The 17,961-nt window shown below is 59.9% G+C and carries 10 protein-coding genes; 6 read left to right on the top strand and 4 right to left on the bottom strand.

All coding sequences use genetic code 11. The annotated features are described in order from the left end of the window. The first annotated feature begins 160 nt into the window (after positions 1 to 160). Positions 161 to 1,990: a hypothetical protein gene (locus AC07YV_RS19090; RefSeq protein ID WP_102701732.1), complete on the top strand. Its 1,830-nt coding sequence runs from the start codon at positions 161 to 163 to the stop codon at positions 1,988 to 1,990. Between the two features lie 6 nt (positions 1,991 to 1,996). On the opposite strand, the gene AC07YV_RS19085 is transcribed toward AC07YV_RS19090, so the two are convergent. Together AC07YV_RS19085 and AC07YV_RS19080 are read right to left on the bottom strand one after the other, a co-directional pair. Then, positions 1,997 to 2,338 carry a PA4575 family protein gene (locus AC07YV_RS19085; RefSeq protein ID WP_007970902.1) on the bottom strand — a complete coding sequence of 114 codons (342 nt, stop codon included), beginning with the start codon at positions 2,336 to 2,338 and terminating at the stop codon, positions 1,997 to 1,999. Between the two features lie 322 nt (positions 2,339 to 2,660). Further along, on the bottom strand, positions 2,661 to 5,099 hold the full coding sequence (locus tag AC07YV_RS19080; RefSeq protein ID WP_102701733.1) for a Lon protease family protein: 2,439 nt from the start codon (positions 5,097 to 5,099) through the stop codon (positions 2,661 to 2,663). Between the two features lie 280 nt (positions 5,100 to 5,379). Between AC07YV_RS19080 and AC07YV_RS19075 the strand changes: the two genes are divergently transcribed. The 3 genes from AC07YV_RS19075 (at position 5,380) to AC07YV_RS19065 (ending at position 8,834) form a co-directional block, all read left to right on the top strand. Next, positions 5,380 to 5,868 carry a DUF3015 domain-containing protein gene (locus AC07YV_RS19075; RefSeq protein WP_007970900.1) on the top strand — a complete coding sequence of 163 codons (489 nt, stop codon included), beginning with the start codon at positions 5,380 to 5,382 and terminating at the stop codon, positions 5,866 to 5,868. Between the two features lie 225 nt (positions 5,869 to 6,093). Next, complete coding sequence (locus AC07YV_RS19070) at positions 6,094 to 7,947, top strand: Lnb N-terminal periplasmic domain-containing protein (RefSeq protein ID WP_102701734.1); 1,854 nt, start codon at positions 6,094 to 6,096, stop codon at positions 7,945 to 7,947. Positions 7,948 to 8,339: 392 nt separating this feature from the next. Continuing rightward, on the top strand, positions 8,340 to 8,834 hold the full coding sequence (locus AC07YV_RS19065) for a GreA/GreB family elongation factor (RefSeq protein ID WP_102701735.1): 495 nt from the start codon (positions 8,340 to 8,342) through the stop codon (positions 8,832 to 8,834). On the opposite strand, the gene gdhA is transcribed toward AC07YV_RS19065, so the two are convergent. Further along, the gene (gene gdhA / locus AC07YV_RS19060) at positions 8,831 to 10,168 is read right to left on the bottom strand and encodes an NADP-specific glutamate dehydrogenase (protein WP_102701736.1); all 1,338 of its coding nucleotides are present in this window, start codon (positions 10,166 to 10,168) and stop codon (positions 8,831 to 8,833) included. The genes AC07YV_RS19065 and gdhA overlap by 4 nt on opposite strands. Positions 10,169 to 10,540: 372 nt before the next feature. Further along, positions 10,541 to 12,205, bottom strand: coding sequence for an energy-dependent translational throttle protein EttA (gene ettA / locus AC07YV_RS19055; protein ID WP_007970893.1), 1,665 nt, complete (start codon positions 12,203 to 12,205; stop codon positions 10,541 to 10,543). 288 nt (positions 12,206 to 12,493) lie between these two features. Between ettA and AC07YV_RS19050 the strand changes: the two genes are divergently transcribed. Both AC07YV_RS19050 and glyA read left to right on the top strand, forming a co-directional pair. After that, positions 12,494 to 16,342, top strand: a complete 3,849-nt coding sequence (locus tag AC07YV_RS19050; RefSeq protein WP_102701737.1) for a bifunctional diguanylate cyclase/phosphodiesterase — start codon at positions 12,494 to 12,496, stop codon at positions 16,340 to 16,342. A 249-nt stretch (positions 16,343 to 16,591) separates the two neighbouring features. Beyond that, positions 16,592 to 17,845, top strand: a complete 1,254-nt coding sequence (gene glyA / locus AC07YV_RS19045; RefSeq protein ID WP_102701738.1) for a serine hydroxymethyltransferase — start codon at positions 16,592 to 16,594, stop codon at positions 17,843 to 17,845. The last annotated feature ends 116 nt before the right edge of the window (positions 17,846 to 17,961 follow it).

The following is a 17,961-nucleotide window of genomic DNA, read 5'->3' as shown; positions in this document are numbered from 1 at the left end:
ATGTGGACTGGAAATGGCGGCGAGTATATCAGTCGCCCGCCCCTATCCAGAAGCTGCCAGAAAACGTCGAAAAATCCGCCACCTGCGCCTGTGTACCAAGGTTTTTCTGCTAGTGTCCAAATCATTGAACGCTCAGTGATATTGGACAGGAAGACTGGAAATGGATGTGCGATTGCCTTTGACCAGTGCCGGCATTTGCCTGGCACTGCTGCTAAGTGGCTGCTCACCCAGCGATGAAAAACGCCAGGTCAGCCTCGAAGAAAAAACCGCGCAGTTCGAAAAGTCGCTGGACACCATCCAGGATCCGAAGCTCAAGGATGCCGTGTCGGAGCTGGGCGGCTCACTGCTGCTGCTCGAGCGCGCGCAACTCAAGCTCGACAGCAAACCGGTGGAAACCGAATACGGCGAAGACGCCCTTGCCATGCTCAAGCACTACCCGACCCCGCAAGCCCTGGTCGACACCTATATCAACGGGTTGTTCGTGCTGCAAAAGGATTCCAGTTCCGACTACCTGACCGATCTGCAACCGGTGTTTCCCTTCACGTTCAGCGTTCCTGCCGCGTTTTTGTTTCCCCACGGCCTGGAATGGCAGTCCGTCACCCTGAGCAATAAACGGGTCATTGCCTTCCAGCCGGAATGGTCGGAAACCGACCCCGGCATTCAACTCAGCCCATCGAGTTCCAACCTGACCAACCCCGACGACCTGACAGTGGCCTACCCCTTCATCGAAGGCCTCGACATCGACAAAAAAAATCAGCCGCAGCCCGTGAGCCTGCAGGGTAAGGTCGAAGTCATCGCGCCCCGCCGGCTCTACAGTTTCGACCTGACGAAAAAGGACATTGGCCAGACCCGCACCAATGACAACCTGAGCGTCACCTTGCTCACACTGACGAACAACTTCGCGGAAATCGAATACAACAACAGCGCGCCGCTGGCGCCTGAAGTCAGTGAAACACCACTGAACCCCTTGATCGTCCAGGCCAGGGACAGCACCGGGCAATACATCACGCGCGCAGGCTCGATCAACGAAACCGCGGCACAAATTGCCTTCTATCGGCAGCAACTGGCCAAGATGCAGCAACAAAAGAGCTGGAGCGAGACGCTGGAAAAGCAACTCGACGAAGAACAACGCACCTTTGAGGAACAGCAGGCCCGACGCTATTCAAAGGTGTATTTCAACGGGACGATCGAAACCCTCGAAGTCAGCATGCTGGATTTTTCCGCCGCCACGGTCACTCGCAAGGACCTCGACCTGCCGGTCCGGCGCTTCGATGCCGAGACCCCGGACAAGGGCATTCTGCCCTTGAACCTGCCCGTGGTGGTCTATGACGACCAGGCGGCAACCTGGCTAAAAGGGGCAACGCTGAGCGAGGAACAACTGAAAAAGAACGTCAGCATCAGTCAGTCGGTCGACGACCCCAGCGCTGCTCGAATCGAATTCACCCATCTGCGCAGCTTCAACGATGAACTGCTGGGCACTTCGCTCAACCCCGGTGAAAGCCCGGTGAGTTTCTTTACCGAAGACACGCGTGGTAAACGCGACGAACCGATCGAGCTGCCACCCGAGGCTTACCAGATCGATCCACTGCGCGGCACCATCACCTACGATCTGAATCTGTTTCCGGAAACGCCGGCCTACGCAGTGGGCTCGATGCCACTGTTCCTGGCCACGATCGAGCAAAAAACCGTCGATACCCGTCAACTGCCCAAAGGCCTTGAGCTCAAGGACAATGCCCTGGTGGTGAATCTGAAAGCATTTCCCGCCCAGGACTGGCGCTTTTTCGCCAAGGACGAGAGCGGCAATTACTTGAAGGAAATTCTATCGGTCAGCCATGGCGCGAACGCACAAGGCCGGGCGCAATTTGCCGTGCATTACTTCTACGGGCAGCCTACGCGCCTGGAAACCTATCAGCGCACTGACCTCGCCACCGTGCAATATGGTTTCGAGGTCAAACTCGACAAGGCCGACATGACACGCCTTGATCAATAGTGCGACTCAGTGCTCGGGGTGAAACTCGAAGCCGCCCAGGTTACGGCAGCGACCACCGTTGATTTCCCGCAATTGGGCTTGCAGGTGCAGGCACCAGATTTGCGGATCGTCGGCCAACTCGTAGCCGTGCAAGGTCAGGCTTTCAACGATGGTGTCGAGGATTGATTCAGCGGCGATTGGACCATGAAACGGGCCTTGGGCCTTGATGGCCGAAGGTTGCTCACCGGCCATTCCGGCGGCGAACAACAGTGTCCACATGCCCGTGTCTCCTGCCAGCGGACGGATGGCACACTCGATACGGGTCACAAGGCCCAGGCATTGACGGGTGAGGCAGAGGTTGCGCGACATGGCGGCGACCCTCGGTAGATCCGGTATTCAGCCCCCATGTGAAGGCTGTTTCGATCCTGTGATTACTGTCGATATCCCTGAGCAGAGAATAGAAGAAAAGTCTGGCTTGCAGGCCGAGGCAAGACCGAAAGGCGCCGAATGGTCATAGTGTGAATATTGACGTCATTTCGACGACGCTTTTCGGCAGTCCATACATAAAAATGTGGGAGCGAGCCTGCTCGCGAAGGCGGACCGTCAGTCAACACATGGATTGAATGTCAGTCCCTCATCGCGAGCAGGCTCGCTCCCACAGTAGAGCGGTGTAAGTTAGTTCAAGTACGCATCACGCAGGCTTGGTTTCCGCCAATGCCTCTTGCGCCAACTCCTTCTCGGCTTCCTTGAGATCATCCTCACTGATCATTTCCGCGATAACCCGCAAGCGTTCCACGACCCGCGCGTTCACGCTGCCTTCAGGGAACTCGCCATTCTCGTCCGGTTCGCCGGCCGGCTCGCCAACCAGCAAACTCAAGGCTTCGTCGGCCTGACGGACCGCGTAGACATGGAACTGCCCCGCACGCACCGCCGCCAGCACCTTCTCGTCGAGCATCAGCGTGGCGACGTTGGCGTGCGGAATGATTGCCCCCTGCTCGCCAGTCAACCCGCGGGCTTCGCACAGACGGAAGAAGCCCTCGATCTTCTCGTTGACCCCTCCGACCGCCTGCACTTCGCCGAACTGGTTGATCGAACCGGTGATGGCAAAGCACTGTTTGAGCGGGGTTTTCGACAAGGCCGAGATCAGAGTGCAGGCCTCGCCCAGGGACGCACTGTCGCCATCGACATAACCGTAGGATTGCTCCAGGGCGATGCTCGCGGAAATCGCCAGCGGGAATTCCTGGGCGTAGCGACTGCCCAGATACCCCGTGAGGATCATCACGCCCTTGGAGTGGATCGGCTGGCCGAGGTTGACCTCGCGCTCGATGTCGACAATACCGCTGCCACCCGGGTACACCGTGGCGGAAATCCGCGCCGGCACACCGAAAGCCGAGTCGCCGACCTCCAGCACGGTCAAGCCGTTGCACTTGCCGACCGCTGCGCCGTCGGTGTCGATCAGGATGATCCCGGCCAGCATGTCGTCGAGAATCCGCGCCGAAACCCGCCCGGTTCGCGTGGCCTTGGCCTTGAGTGCCCGTTCGATGTGCCCGGCGTCGGTCATTTCATCACCGGCCAGGTGGCGGATGAAATCGGCCTCGCTGACCAGCTGGAACAAGTCACCGATACGCGCCGACAAGCGCCCCTGGTGTTCGGCCAGGCGGGCGCTGTAAGTCGCCAGACGCGCCACCGCATCGGCGGTCAGCGGTGCCATGCCTTCTTCGGAAGTACGAGTTTTGAGCAACTGGGCGAACTGCTCCAGGCTCTCGTCGACCATCGGGATGTCCTCGTCGAAATCCACCAGGACGCGGAACATCTCCTGGAAATCCGGATCGAGGTCTTGCAGCGTGTAATACAGCTGACGGGCACCGATGATGACGACTTTGACCTGCAGCGGAATGTGTTGCGGTGTCAGGGTCACAGTGGCCAGACGGCCCAGTTCGCCCAGCGGTGATTCCATTTTCAGCTTGCGCGATTGCAGGGCGCGTTTCAGTGCGTCCCACACGAATGGCTCGCTGAGCATTTTGTCCGCTTCAAGGATCAGGAAACCACCGTTGGCCCGGTGCAAGGCCCCCGGCCGCAATTGGCGGTAGGTGGTGTACAGCGCGCCCTGGTCGGTGCTGTACTCGATACGACCGAAGAGGTTTTCGTAGGTCGGGTGCGGCTCGAACACCACTGGCGCACCGCCGCTGGCCGAGTGACCGACCACCAGGCTCGGTGCGTATTGTTCTTCCAGCAACTTGCGGGCGACAGCGTCGGTCTTGCTGTCGTCCACCAGTTGCTCGACCACGGTCTTGAGCAAATACACCTGCATGGCTTGCAGATAACCGCAAACCGCCGCGTTCTCGGCGTACTTCTCCGACAATGGCGACAACAAGGGCTGCAAGGCCAGGGTGATGGTTTCTTCGTTCAAGTGACGCAACTGGTTGCTCGACTCACGCTTCCATTGCGGCAGGCTGGCGAGCTCTTCGTTCAGGCGCTCTTCCAGTGCCGAAATATCCTCGTGAAAGCGCTCGCGTTCGGCTTCCGGCAACTGGGCGAATTCAGCTTCGTCCAACGCCTTGCCGTCGCCCATCGGGGTGAAGGCGATATTGCTGGCGTCGCGGTAGAGCGCGACGTCCTTCTCCAGCGCCAGACGCTCGATGACGTCCAGGGCCTTGTCGTAGCGCTGGTTGAAGGCGCGGTCGATGCCACTTTTCTTCTGTTGGTAGGACGGATGCTCGAAGACAGCCGGAAACGTCGCCAGCAGGTTGTCGATCAAGCCGTTGATGTCACCGATGAAGGCACCGGCGGTGCCCGACGGCAGTTCCAGCGCGCGCGGCTCCCGCGGCTCATCGAAATTGTTGACGTAGACCCAGTCCGACGGAGTCTGCAGGCGCTTGCCTTCGGCCTTGAGGTAGCGTTTGACGAACGAGAACCGGCCAGTCCCCGGCTCGCCCATGACAAATACGTTGTAACCGGGGCGTGGCATGGCCACACCGAACTGCAAGGCTTCGACCGCACGTTCCTGGCCAAGCACACCGCGAAAGGGCTCCAGATCATTGGTGGTAGAGAAGCTGAACTGTTCAGCGGAAAACGGACGGGTCAGCGCTTCGGGCGCTAGACGCAAGCTGGCAGCAACAGGATCAGGCATCGGGCTTCCTTAACAATCAGGCGGGGCAGATGGCAGCATTCTGGCGCTGCCCATGCCCGACTGGCAAGGAGCGTCGCAGGCCAAAGCATAGACAAGCACAAACCCCTATGTAGAGCCGCGCCAAATCACTGTTTGCGACGATTGTTTTTACAAAAAATCACGGAACCCCGCGATCGTGCCTAAACTCCAAACTGCGCGGCTGGACTAATGACCGGCCCACTGGCACCAGACGGGCCAGAACCCCCTGTCAAATTGGTATGCACATAAAGAGAACAAAGCTATGAAACGGATTCTTCTTGGTACTCTCTTCACCGCTGTATCCATCAACGCCATGGCTCAGGCGCCAGGCGGCCCGGATTGCGGTTGGGGCAACATGCTGTTCGAAGGCCAGCGTGGTACTCCGGCTCACTTCCTGGCATCCACCACCAACGGCACTTCCGGCAACGCAACCTTCGGCATGACATCCGGCACCAACGGTTGCGCAACCAATGCGTCGCTGACCTATGGCGGCAAATCCTGGTTTGCCATGAACGGCATGATGAACGAGCTGTCCGAAGACATGGCCAAGGGTCAGGGCGAAGCGCTGACCACCTATGCCGTGGTACTGGGCGTAGCGCCGGAAGACCGTGCGCACTTCGCCGCCGTCACTCACGAGCACTTCCAGCAGATCTTCAGCAAGGCTGACGTGACGGCCGAAGATGTGCATACCAACACCCTGGCCGTGCTCAAGGCCGACCCTCGTCTGGCCAAGTACGCCACTCAGGCATAAGCTCGACCCGCCCGCTTCTCATTGGGGGAGCGGGTTTTTATTTTTTGGACCTGCCCCCTTTTCGGGTAATGCCAACCATCTGTAGGAGCTGTCGAGTGAAACGAGGCTGCGATCTTTGTTTTTAAAAGATCAAAAGATCGCAGCCTCGTTTCACTCGACAGCTCCTACAGGTGAAGGACATCAATTGCGCTGGTCCTGGTTTTTTTCCTGTTTAAGTTGCCGAATATGCTCAAACGCCTTGTCTGGCTGGCGCTCTGTGTCTGCGCCCCGCTGTCCGCCGCGCCCCACATCGATCCACAACGTTTGCAGCAACTGGCCAACGACCCTTTCTGGATATCCCTGGGCCATTACGAAACCGCCAAGCTCGGCGGCTGGCGCAGCTATGTCAGCGACCGGAAATTCTTCCTCGCCGCCGATGGCAATGAACATCCGGACCATGAACTGGCGGCGACTGTACAAGCCTTGTACGCCCCGGCCAGTGCCGGTGAACAACACGCACAATGCGTCTACCCGGCCCGCACCCGCTGGCTCAAGGAACAACTCGACCTGAACGGTCTGCCAACGCCGGACTGCGCAGCGTTCAAACAATGGTTCAAGGACGTCTCGCCCGACAGCGCGGTGATGATCTTCCCGGCGGCTTACCTGAACAGCCCTTCCTCGATGTTCGGCCATACCCTGCTGCGCATCGACCAGGCCGAAGTGAAGAGCGACAAGACTTCGCTGCTCAGTTACGCGATCAACTTCGGCGCCTACATCGAGGGCTCGGACAACAGCGTCATCTATGCCTGGAAAGGCCTGATGGGCGGTTATCCCGGCCTGTTCGCGATGGTGCCCTATCAGGAAAAGCTCTCGGAATACCGCAGCCTGGAAAACCGCGACCTGTGGGAGTACCGCCTTAACCTGACCCCACAGGAAACCGCGCGCATGGTCGAGCACGTCTGGGAGCTGAAGCAGGTCAAATTCGACTATTTCTTCTTCGACGAAAACTGCTCATACCGCTTGCTGGAACTGCTGCAAGTGGCTCGCCCGAGCCTGCGCCTGACCGAACAATTCCCGCTCACGGCCATCCCCACCGACACCGTCAAGGCCGTGAAAGCGGCCGGGCTGGTGGAATCGATCCAGTATCGCCCGTCCCGGGAGCGCGAGTTGCTCAGTCGCGCCGAGCCGTTGAACCCAGAAGAGCAGCATTGGGTGCTGAAAGTCAGCGCCGACCAGAGTCAATTGCAGGATCCGACATTCAAGGCTCAGCCCCGCGACCGCCAGGCGTTGATCATCGATGCCGCCTATCGCCTGGAGCGCTATCGCGCCAACGGCCAGGAACGCGATCCGGCGCGCGCCCAGCGCAGCTTCGAACTGCTGCGGGCGATCAACCAGAACCCGGCACCGGAGCTGACTATCCCGCAACCCGGTCTGCCTGAAGACGGTCACGAGTCGCGCACCTGGCAGCTCGGTCTCGGCACCCGCGGAGATAAAGCCTTCGGCGAGTACGGCTTGCGCATGGCCTATCACGACCTCAATGACAACAGCGAAAGCTTTCCCCTTGGCGCGCAGATCGAAATCCTGCAGTTGAAACTTCGCCAGTACGAAGGCAACGACTGGCAGGTGCAGCAACTGGACCTGGCAACCATTCGCTCCCTGACCCCGCGTAACGAATTGCTGCAACCACTGTCATGGCAAGTCACGGGGGGCCTGGAACGGGTGCCGGGCAAGCACGATGACCAAACCCTGGTCAGCCATGTCAACGGCGGTGGTGGTGGAACCTGGCAACTGGGCGAGGACATGCTCGGATTTGTCCTGGGCACTGTGCGTATCGAGCACAACAACGACTTCGCCGAATTCATCGCGCCGGCCGCCGGTTTCAACACTGGGGTGCTGTGGAAAAACCCGCTGGGCAATCTGAGCCTCGAAGCCAAGGGCGATTACTTCACCAATGGTGAAGTGCGCCGCAGCCTGAGCCTGAATCAGCAATGGGAAATCTCCCGCAATCTCGGACTGCGCTTGAGCGCCCAGCGCGAGTTCAGCCATTTGGCGTCGGCCGAGAACGAAGTGATGCTTGAGGTGAAGTGGTACCACTACTAACCCGAACGCACCACACATCCCTGTGGGAGCGGGCTTGCTCGCGAAAGCGGTGTGTCAGTCAGCATTGATTTTGAATGGCAGATCGCATTCGCGAGCAAGCCCGCTCCCACAGGGGGGGTTATGTGGCGTTCGACAAAAAGCGTACACAGCTTTCACATACACCCGACGAATCCACCTCTAGACTTTCTCTATGGGCCACGTATCGGCCTGGGAGAGTGAAATGTGACGGCGTGCAGGATGGTTGGCTGTGTTGTTGCTGATCGCCGGGTGCCAGTCAACCCACGACGACCTGCTCGCCGCCCGGGCCTATCACTCGCCGTAAGTCGCTTTCAGACATTCAGTGAAACCAAATGCCTGCGACCATGGCCCAAATCCTATATCGGGAGATTTTCATGAGCCGTGCCTTCGTCAATGAAGATAACGCCGCCGCGCAGGCCGATCAGCCAGTCGAACGCCAGGTCAGCGCGCAGCCCAATTACGTCACGCCGCAAGGCCTGAGCCTGTTGCAGGGTAAAGTCGCTGAGCTGCAAAGCCTGCACGCCGAACAGTCGGCAAAAGGCGAGCAGGCGGACAAGCAGCGCCTGGCCGATCTCGAACGTGATCTGCGTTACTTCAAACAGCGCCTGAGTAGCGCTCAGGTGGTACCCGCCGCGACTTCAACCGAAAAAGTGCAGATCGGCAGTTGGGTAACCTACGCCGATGAGCACGCCACCGAACGCCGGGTACAACTGGTGGGCGAAGATCAGGCCGATGCCGCCCATGGCCTGATCAATTGGGGTTCACCGCTGGGCCGGGCACTGCTCGGTGCACGACTCAACGATGAAGTGCTGTGGCAGCGCCCTGCCGGGGATCAACTGATTGAAGTGATCCGTATCGAGCCGACTTAGACCACGCCCTGGGCCAGCATGGCATCGGCAACTTTGACGAAGCCGGCGATGTTCGCACCCTTGACGTAGTTGACCCGACCATTCTCTTCGCCGTAATGCACGCAGGCGTGGTGGATCGACTGCATGATCGCGTGCAGCTTGCTGTCCACTTCACCACCGGTCCACGCCAGGCGCATGGCGTTCTGCGACATCTCCAACCCGCTCACCGCCACGCCACCGGCATTGGACGCCTTGCCCGGCGCGAACAGGATGTCGGCCTCGATGAACAGGTCCACCGCCTCCAGGGTGGTCGGCATGTTCGCGCCCTCGGCCACGCAGATGCAGCCGTTGCGCAGCAAGGTGCGAGCGGCTTCGGCGTCCAGTTCGTTCTGCGTCGCGCACGGCAGCGCGATATCGCAGCTCAGGCTCCACGGAAGCTCACCGGCGCGGAACTCCAGGCCAAAACGGCCGGCCAGTTCACGGATGCGCCCGCGCTGTACGTTTTTCAGTTCCAGCACCGCCAGCCATTGCTCCTCGGTCAAACCGCTTTCGCAATACAAGGTGCCTTCGGAGTCGGACAGCGAAATCACTTTGCCGCCCAGGTCCATGACCTTGCGCGCTGCGTATTGCGCGACGTTACCGGAGCCGGAGATCGCTACGCGTTTACCTTCCACGGCCAGGCCGCGACGCTTGAGCATTTCCTCGGCGAAGTACACGCAACCGAAACCGGTGGCTTCCGGACGAATCAGGCTGCCGCCGTAGCTTGGACCTTTGCCGGTCAGCACGCTGGTGAACTGGTTGCTCAGGCGCTTGTACTGACCGAACAGGAAGCCGATTTCCCGCGCGCCGACACCGATATCCCCGGCCGGCACGTCAACGTCCGCGCCAATGTGGCGGTACAGCTCGCTCATGAAGGCCTGGCAGAAGCGCATGACTTCCGCGTCGCTTTTTCCTTTGGGGTCGAAGTCGGACCCACCCTTGCCGCCGCCCATGGGCAATGAAGTCAGGGAGTTTTTGAAGGTCTGTTCGAAGGCGAGGAATTTCAGGACGCCCATGTTCACCGACGGGTGAAAACGCAGCCCCCCCTTGTACGGGCCGATCGCGCTGTTCATCTGGATGCGGAACCCGCGATTGACCTGGACCTTGCCCTGATCGTCGACCCACGACACGCGAAACACCACCGCCCGCTCCGGCTCGCAGATGCGCTCCAGGATGCCGGAGGTCAGGTAATGCGGATTGACTTCAAGAAAGGGCCACAGGGTACGCAGGACTTCTTCGACAGCCTGGTGAAACTCGGGTTGATCCGGGTCGCGTTTTTTCAGGCGCGCAAGGAAGGATTCGACGGATTCGATCATGGAAAAGTCTCGGCAAATTTATTGTCGTTGGAGGAGATTGAGCCGGACTGTAACAAACGATTCGCGCACAGGAATAGAGCAAAATGTCGCATTAATGAAATTAAATGGTGCGCAGGATATAAAACAGACTGCTTTTCTGCCTGATATTGCACCCGAATGGGGATTCACCATTCAATTCCTGCACCATCAGGAATACCGCCTTCGCGAGCAAGCCCGCTCCCACAGGGAATCGATGTTGAATCGAGAGGTGTGCCTTTCACAAAACCCTGTGGGAGTGGGCTTGCTCGCGAAGGCCACTACTCGGTCACACTGAAAAAAACGAAAAAAAAAACGGAGCCCGAAGGCTCCGCTCTTTATGCAACCAACCCGAAATCAGGCCAGTTTCTTGTGCCGTACACGATGCGGCTGGGCAGCCGCTTCGCCGAGGCGCTTTTTACGGTCGGCTTCGTACTCGGTGTAGTTGCCTTCGAAGAACACCGCTTGCGAGTCGTCTTCGTACGCCAGGATGTGCGTCGCGACGCGGTCAAGGAACCACCGGTCGTGGGAGATCACAATGGCGGCGCCCGGGAAGTCCAGCAGGGCTTCTTCCAGGGAACGCAGGGTTTCAACGTCGAGGTCGTTGGACGGTTCGTCGAGCAGCAGGACGTTGCCGCCCTCTTTCAGGGTCAGGGCCAGGTGCAAGCGACCACGCTCACCACCGGACAGGTCCTTGACGAACTTCTGCTGATCGCCGCCCTTGAAGTTGAAGCGACCGACGTAGGTGCGCGACGGGATCTCGTAGTTGCCGATGCGGATCTGGTCGGAACCGTCGGAAATCTGCTGGAACACCGTCTTGCTGCCGTCCAGGTCTTCGCGACTCTGGTCCACGCAAGCCAGTTGCACGGTTTCGCCGACTTCGATGCTGCCAGAATCCGGCGTTTCCTTGCCCATCAGCATGCGGAACAGGGTCGACTTACCGGCACCGTTACCGCCGATCACGCCGACGATAGCGCCTTTAGGCATGGAGAACGACAGGTTGTCGATCAGCACGCGGTCGCCATAGCCCTTGGTGACGTTCTTGAATTCGATGACCTTGTCACCCAGGCGTGGACCGGCCGGGATGTAGATCTCGTTGGTTTCGCTGCGCTTCTGGAATTCCTGCGATTGCATTTCTTCGAAGCGTTGCAGACGAGCCTTGGATTTCGACTGGCGGGCCTTGGCGCCTTTGCGCACCCACTCCAGTTCTTCCTTCATGGCCTTTTCATGAGCCGACTGCTGCTTGGATTCGGCAGCCAGACGATCGGACTTGGCTTCCAGCCAACCCGAATAGTTGCCCTCGTACGGAATGCCAGCGCCGCGGTCGAGTTCCAGAATCCAGCCGGCAACGTTGTCCAGGAAGTAACGGTCGTGCGTGATCGCGACCACAGTGCCCGGGAAGTCGTGCAGGAAATGCTCGAGCCATGCAACGGAGTCGGCATCCAGGTGGTTGGTCGGTTCGTCGAGCAGCAGCATGTCCGGGGCGGACAGCAGCAGGCGGCACAGGGCCACACGACGTTTTTCACCACCGGACAGGTGTTCGACCTTGGCATCCCAGGCCGGCAGACGCAACGCATCGGCAGCGACTTCCAGCTGACGCTCCAGGTTGTGGCCGTCGCTGGCTTGCAGGATGGCTTCGAGCTTGGCCTGTTCGGCGGCCAGCTTGTCGAAGTCGGCATCCGGATCGGCGTAGGCCGCGTAGACCTCGTCCAGGCGCGCCTGGGCGTCCTTGATCACGCTGACCGCTTCCTCGACCACTTCACGCACGGTCTTGGTCGGATCCAGTTGTGGTTCCTGCGGCAGGTAGCCGATGTTCAGCTCCGGCATCGGACGGGCTTCGCCCTCGAATTCGGTGTCGACGCCAGCCATGATTTTCAGCAGCGTGGACTTACCCGAACCGTTGAGGCCGAGGACACCGATCTTGGCGCCGGGGAAGAACGACAGAGAAATGTTTTTCAGGATTTCCCGCTTCGGCGGAACAACTTTGCCCAGCCGATGCATGGTGAATACGTATTGAGCCATGGAGAACCTAGGGTCAGTGACTGATGAATGATTGGAGCGCAGGCAATGCCCGGCCAGACCGTGCGCGTCGCTCGCTTGAGGCTATCAATACGTGCGCGCTGAAAAAGTCTGAGTCTAGGAGCTGGAACGCTCCCGCGTAACCGGCAAAGCTACCTTAATGACCGGTGGCAGTCCAGCCGACGGGCTGGGGCTGGCACTTCGCCACAACTCAAGGCATGCTAGCCGCCCTTCGGGCGTCCGGCTTATAGTGCACGTCGCGCCAGTCCAGCCAAACCGCAGGATTACAGCTTGTCCAATGTCCCTCCGCCCCTGACTTCCAGTGCGCCGACCATAGCGCCCGGCTCCCCCCTGCGCGGGACCTTGAAGGGCACCTTGGCGACACTTGCATTGTTGTTGCTGGCATTGCTGTTCTGGCAGTTGCTCGATCAGTTGCGCGAAACCCAGAAAAACCAGCGTCAGTACACCATCGACTACACCGCCGACCTGGCCGCGCAGGTCAGCCTGAACATGGCACTCAACGCGCAGATCGCCCTCAACCTGTTGCCCATCGTCGAGCAACCGCAGGATGCCAATGAGCTGCAGGCCCTGCTGCGCAAGCTGCAACAGTCGCTGCCGGAACTGCGCAGCCTGGCCTTGCTCAGCCCCTCGGGAAAAGTCATCAGTGACAGCGCTCCCGACAGCGAAGACAGCGACTACCTGGGTGAACTGGTACGCCGCAGCCATGCCCAGGCGCACTACTTCAGCAACGCCACCGATGGTTCCGTGGTGCATTTATTGTTGCATCAGGCCAGCGGCAGTTCCCGGGGCTACTGGGCCTTGCGCCTGACACCGACCTTCTTTTCCACTTTGACCAAGCAAAGCGAGATGGGCAGCCGTCCGCTGTGGCTGGTGGAAAATCGCATCAATCATCAGATCATCAGCCGTGACGAAGGGCTGCCCTCGGTCAATCCGGGCACACTGACCGAGGACGATGTCGCCAACAGTGTGCTGACGGTTCCGCTGAGTAGCAGCGATTGGCAATTGCGCGGCTTGTTTGACCGTCAGCGCGTACTGGAAGAGCTGCTGCCGGCGTTCATCGGCAAATGCCTGCTGGGCTTGGCGTTTTCCATGCTGCCGTTCATCGCTTTGCTGAACATGCGCCGGCGTCAACGCCAATTGAATGAAGGCCGCCGGCGTTATCAGGACATTTTCGAAGGCACCGGCGTGGCCTTGTGTGTACTCGACATGTCCGGGCTGAAGAGCTTTTTCGACAAGGCACAACTGCAGGACAGCGAACAACTGCAAGCGTGGCTGGCGATCCCGGAAAAACGCCGACAACTGCTGCAGGAACTGCGGATCACCGAGGTCAACCAGGTCGCACTGCAGTTGCTCAATGTCGATAACGCCAATAAAGCCTGGAAGCTGCTGATCGACGGCCATCCGCTGGACGGCACCGCCATCGGCAACCAGGTGCTCGACGCGGTGCTCAATCAGCAGCAACAGCTTGAGCTGGAAATCAAATTGCAGGATGCCGGCGGTCGCGACCAGCACCTGTGGCTGGTACTGCGTCTGCCACAAACCCAGGACGATTATAAATCGGTGATTTTGAGCATCACCGATATCACCAGCCGCAAGCTCATCGAACTGTCGTTGCAGGAGCGTGAAGGGTTTTGGTCGGACGTTGTGCGCACCGTACCGGATCATCTGTATGTGCAGGATGTGATCAGCCAGCGCATGATCTACAGCAACCACCATCTGGGCCAGACGCTGGGTTACAACCGCACCGAACTGCACCAGATGGGCGAATACTTCTGGGAAATCCTCCTGCACCCCGAAGACGCCGACTATTACCACCGCTCCCGCCAGGTCCAGCGCCAGGCCGGTTATCACCAGTTGATGCAGTGTCAGTTGCGTTTCCGCCATCGGGACGGCCAGTGGCGACGCTTCGAGATTCGCGAGCAGGCACTGGCGCGGGACAACGAGGACCAGGTCACGCGGATCATCGGCGTGGCCAAGGACATCACCGACCAGATCGAAGCCAGCGAATCCCTGCGCGACAGCGAGCAGCGCTACCGCATGCTCGCCGAAAGCATCAGCGACGTGATTTTCTCCACTGACAGCCGCCTTAACCTCAATTATGTCAGCCCTTCGGTGCAAGCCGTGCTGGGCTATGACGCCGAGTGGATTTTCCAGAACGGCTGGCAATCGACCATCGCCAACCCGCAACAACTGACCGGCATCTACCACCTGATGGACCGGGTCAGCAAGGCGCTGGATCAGCCGGACCAACTGGCGGTGCTACGCAGCCAGGTACAAACCCAACTATTCCTGTTCGATTGCCTGCGGGCCGACGGGCGCAAGATCCCGATCGAACTGCGCCTGGTATTGGTCTGGGACGAGCACGGGACGTTCGAAGGCGTGCTCGGCGTCGGCCGCGACATCAGCCAGCAACGCCGGGCCGAAAAAGACCTGCGCATGGCCGCCACGGTATTCGAGCACTCGACCTCGGCGATCCTGATCACCGACCCGGCCGGCTACATCGTCCAGGCCAACGAAGCCTTCAGCCGTGTCAGCGGCTATGCCGTGGAACAGGTGCTCGACCAACTGCCGAACATGCTGACCGTCGACGAGCAGCAGGAAGCGCATCTGCGTTATGTGCTCAAGCAATTGGGCCAGCACAGTACCTGGGAAGGCGAAGTCTGGCTCAAGCGCCGTAACGGCGAGCATTACCCGGCCTGGGTCGGGATTACCGCCGTACTCGACGACGAAGGCGACCTGGCCAGTTATGTGTGTTTCTTCAGCGACATCAGCGAGCGCAAGGCCAGCGAGCAGCGGATTCATCGCCTCGCCTACTACGACGCCCTGACCCACCTACCCAACCGCACGCTGTTCCAGGATCGCCTGCACACGGCACTGCAATCGGCCGAACGGCAGAAGTCGTGGGTGGTGCTGATGTTCCTCGATCTCGATCGCTTCAAGCCGATCAACGACTCCCTGGGCCACGCCGCCGGCGACCGCATGCTCAAGGAGATGGCCACGCGCCTGCTTGGTTGCGTCGACGATGACGACACGGTGGCGCGCATGGGCGGTGACGAATTCACCTTGCTCCTGCAACCGCGCGCCAACCGTGAGATCGCCCTGAACCGGGCCATTCATGTGGCAGAACAGATACTCGCCAGCCTGGTGAAACCCTTTGTGCTCGAGGGCCGCGAGTTCTTCGTCACGGCCAGTATCGGCATCGCCCTGAGCCCGCAGGACGGCAACGAGCTCAGCCAGCTGATGAAGAACGCCGACACGGCGATGTACCACGCCAAGGAGCGTGGCAAGAACAACTTCCAGTTCTATCAGGCGGACATGAACGCCAGCGCCCTGGAGCGACTGGAACTGGAAAGCGATTTGCGCCATGCCCTGGAACAGAACGAATTCGTGCTGTACTACCAGCCGCAGTTCAGCGGCGACGGCAAGCGCCTGACCGGCGCCGAGGCGCTGCTGCGCTGGCGTCATCCCCGCCGCGGGCTGGTGCCGCCGGGGGATTTCATTCCGGTGCTCGAAGAGCTCGGGCTGGTGGTGGATGTCGGCGACTGGGTGATCAGCGAAGCCTGCCGTCAACTCAAGGCCTGGCATCAGGCCAGGGTACGGGTGCCGAAGGTGTCGGTGAACATCTCGGCGCGGCAGTTCTCCGACGGCCAGCTCGGTACGCGAATCGCCACCATTCTCAAGGAAACCGGCCTGCCGCCGGCATGCCTGGAACTGGAACTCACCGAAAGCATCCTGATGCGCGAAGTCAGCGAGGCGATGCAGATCCTCGACGGCCTGAAGAACCTCGGCCTGAGCATTGCGGTCGACGATTTCGGTACCGGTTACTCATCGCTCAACTACCTCAAGCAGTTCCCGATCGACGTACTGAAAATCGACCGTACCTTCGTCGACGGGTTGCCTTCGGGCGAACAGGATGCGCAGATCGCCCGGGCGATCATCGCCATGGCCCACAGCCTTAACCTGGCAGTGATCGCCGAGGGTGTGGAAACCCACGAGCAGCTTGATTTTCTGAGGGAACACGGTTGCGACGAGGTGCAGGGTTACCTGTTCGGCCGGCCGATGCCGGCGGGGCGGTTCGAAGGGCAGTTCAGCAATGATGCCCTCTTCATGTTCGACTGAGGTTTGCGGCGCGGCAATTGGCCTCATCGCGAGCAAGCTCGCTCCCACAGGTTTTTGGGGTGTACGCACCATGTGTGAATACCAAAGACCTACTGTGGGAGCGAGCTTGCTCGCGATGAGGCCGGCACGATCACCGCTGATCCCGTCATGAAGCCCACTTGTCTGCGACATGATGCCGTTTCATATGCCATCTAAAACCCATTGGGTTAGAATGCCCCCCTTTTCCGCCCCCGATCCTTGAGGACCGCCATGTTCAGCCGTGATTTGACTATTGCCAAGTACGACGCCGATCTCTTTGCCGCCATGGAGCAAGAAGCTCAGCGCCAGGAAGAGCACATTGAGCTGATCGCTTCGGAAAACTACACCAGCCCTGCTGTGATGGAAGCCCAAGGCTCGGTACTGACCAACAAGTACGCCGAAGGCTACCCGGGCAAGCGCTACTACGGTGGCTGCGAGTACGTCGACATCGTCGAGCAACTGGCTATCGATCGCGCCAAAGAGCTGTTCGGCGCCGACTACGCCAACGTTCAGCCGCACGCCGGCTCGCAAGCCAACAGCGCCGTTTACCTGGCCCTGCTGTCGGCTGGCGACACCATCCTGGGCATGAGCCTGGCCCACGGCGGTCACCTGACCCACGGTGCCAGCGTTTCGTCCTCGGGCAAGCTGTACAACGCCATCCAGTACGGCATCGACGCCAACGGCCTGATCGACTACGACGAAGTCGAGCGCCTGGCCGTTGAGCACAAGCCGAAAATGATCGTGGCCGGTTTCTCTGCCTACTCGCAGATCCTCGACTTCCCGCGCTTCCGTGCAATCGCCGACAAGGTTGGCGCTTACCTGTTCGTCGACATGGCCCACGTGGCCGGTCTGGTCGCCGCTGGCGTCTACCCGAACCCGGTTCCATTCGCTGACGTCGTGACCACCACCACCCACAAGACCCTGCGCGGTCCACGTGGCGGCCTGATCCTGGCTCGCGCCAACGCCGACATCGAGAAGAAGCTGAACTCCGCGGTATTCCCGGGTGCCCAGGGCGGCCCGCTGGAGCACGTGATCGCAGCCAAGGCGATCTGCTTCAAGGAAGCGCTGCAGCCTGAGTTCAAGGCATACCAGCAACAAGTGGTGAAAAACGCCAAGGCCATGGCCGGCGTATTCATCGAGCGCGGTTTCGACGTGGTTTCCGGCGGTACTGAAAACCACCTGTTCCTGCTGTCGCTGATCAAGCAGGAAATCTCCGGTAAAGACGCCGACGCCGCTCTGGGCAAAGCGTTCATCACCGTGAACAAGAACTCCGTGCCAAACGATCCACGCTCCCCGTTCGTCACCTCCGGCCTGCGCTTCGGCACTCCGGCTGTGACCACTCGTGGCTTCAAGGAAGCAGAGTGCAAGGAACTGGCCGGCTGGATCTGCGACATCCTGGCTGACCTGAACAACGAAGCGGTGATCGACGCCGTTCGTGAGAAGGTCAAGGCCATCTGCAAGAAGCTGCCGGTGTACGGCGCTTAATTGCGACGTTAAATCCGCAGCATGAAAAACCGGCCAAGTGATTGGCCGGTTTTTTTTCGCCCGCGAATTGACATCGCTTACCTGTAGGAGCTGCCGAAGGCTGCGATCTTTTGATC

Source organism: Pseudomonas sp. GW456-E7, from assembly GCF_059424105.1.
This window is presented reverse-complemented; position numbering and strand designations above follow the sequence as displayed.

Excerpts from the sequence above, each read along its gene's own strand:
- AC07YV_RS19090 (WP_102701732.1), top strand. The coding sequence starts at position 161 with ATGGATGTGCGATTGCCTTTGACCAGTGCCGGCATTTGCCTGGCACTG.
- AC07YV_RS19085 (WP_007970902.1), bottom strand. The coding sequence starts at position 2,338 with ATGTCGCGCAACCTCTGCCTCACCCGTCAATGCCTGGGCCTTGTGACC.
- AC07YV_RS19080 (WP_102701733.1), bottom strand. The coding sequence starts at position 5,099 with ATGCCTGATCCTGTTGCTGCCAGCTTGCGTCTAGCGCCCGAAGCGCTG.
- AC07YV_RS19075 (WP_007970900.1), top strand. The coding sequence starts at position 5,380 with ATGAAACGGATTCTTCTTGGTACTCTCTTCACCGCTGTATCCATCAAC.
- AC07YV_RS19070 (WP_102701734.1), top strand. The coding sequence starts at position 6,094 with ATGCTCAAACGCCTTGTCTGGCTGGCGCTCTGTGTCTGCGCCCCGCTG.
- AC07YV_RS19065 (WP_102701735.1), top strand. The coding sequence starts at position 8,340 with ATGAGCCGTGCCTTCGTCAATGAAGATAACGCCGCCGCGCAGGCCGAT.
- gdhA (WP_102701736.1), bottom strand. The coding sequence starts at position 10,168 with ATGATCGAATCCGTCGAATCCTTCCTTGCGCGCCTGAAAAAACGCGAC.
- ettA (WP_007970893.1), bottom strand. The coding sequence starts at position 12,205 with ATGGCTCAATACGTATTCACCATGCATCGGCTGGGCAAAGTTGTTCCG.
- glyA (WP_102701738.1), top strand. The coding sequence starts at position 16,592 with ATGTTCAGCCGTGATTTGACTATTGCCAAGTACGACGCCGATCTCTTT.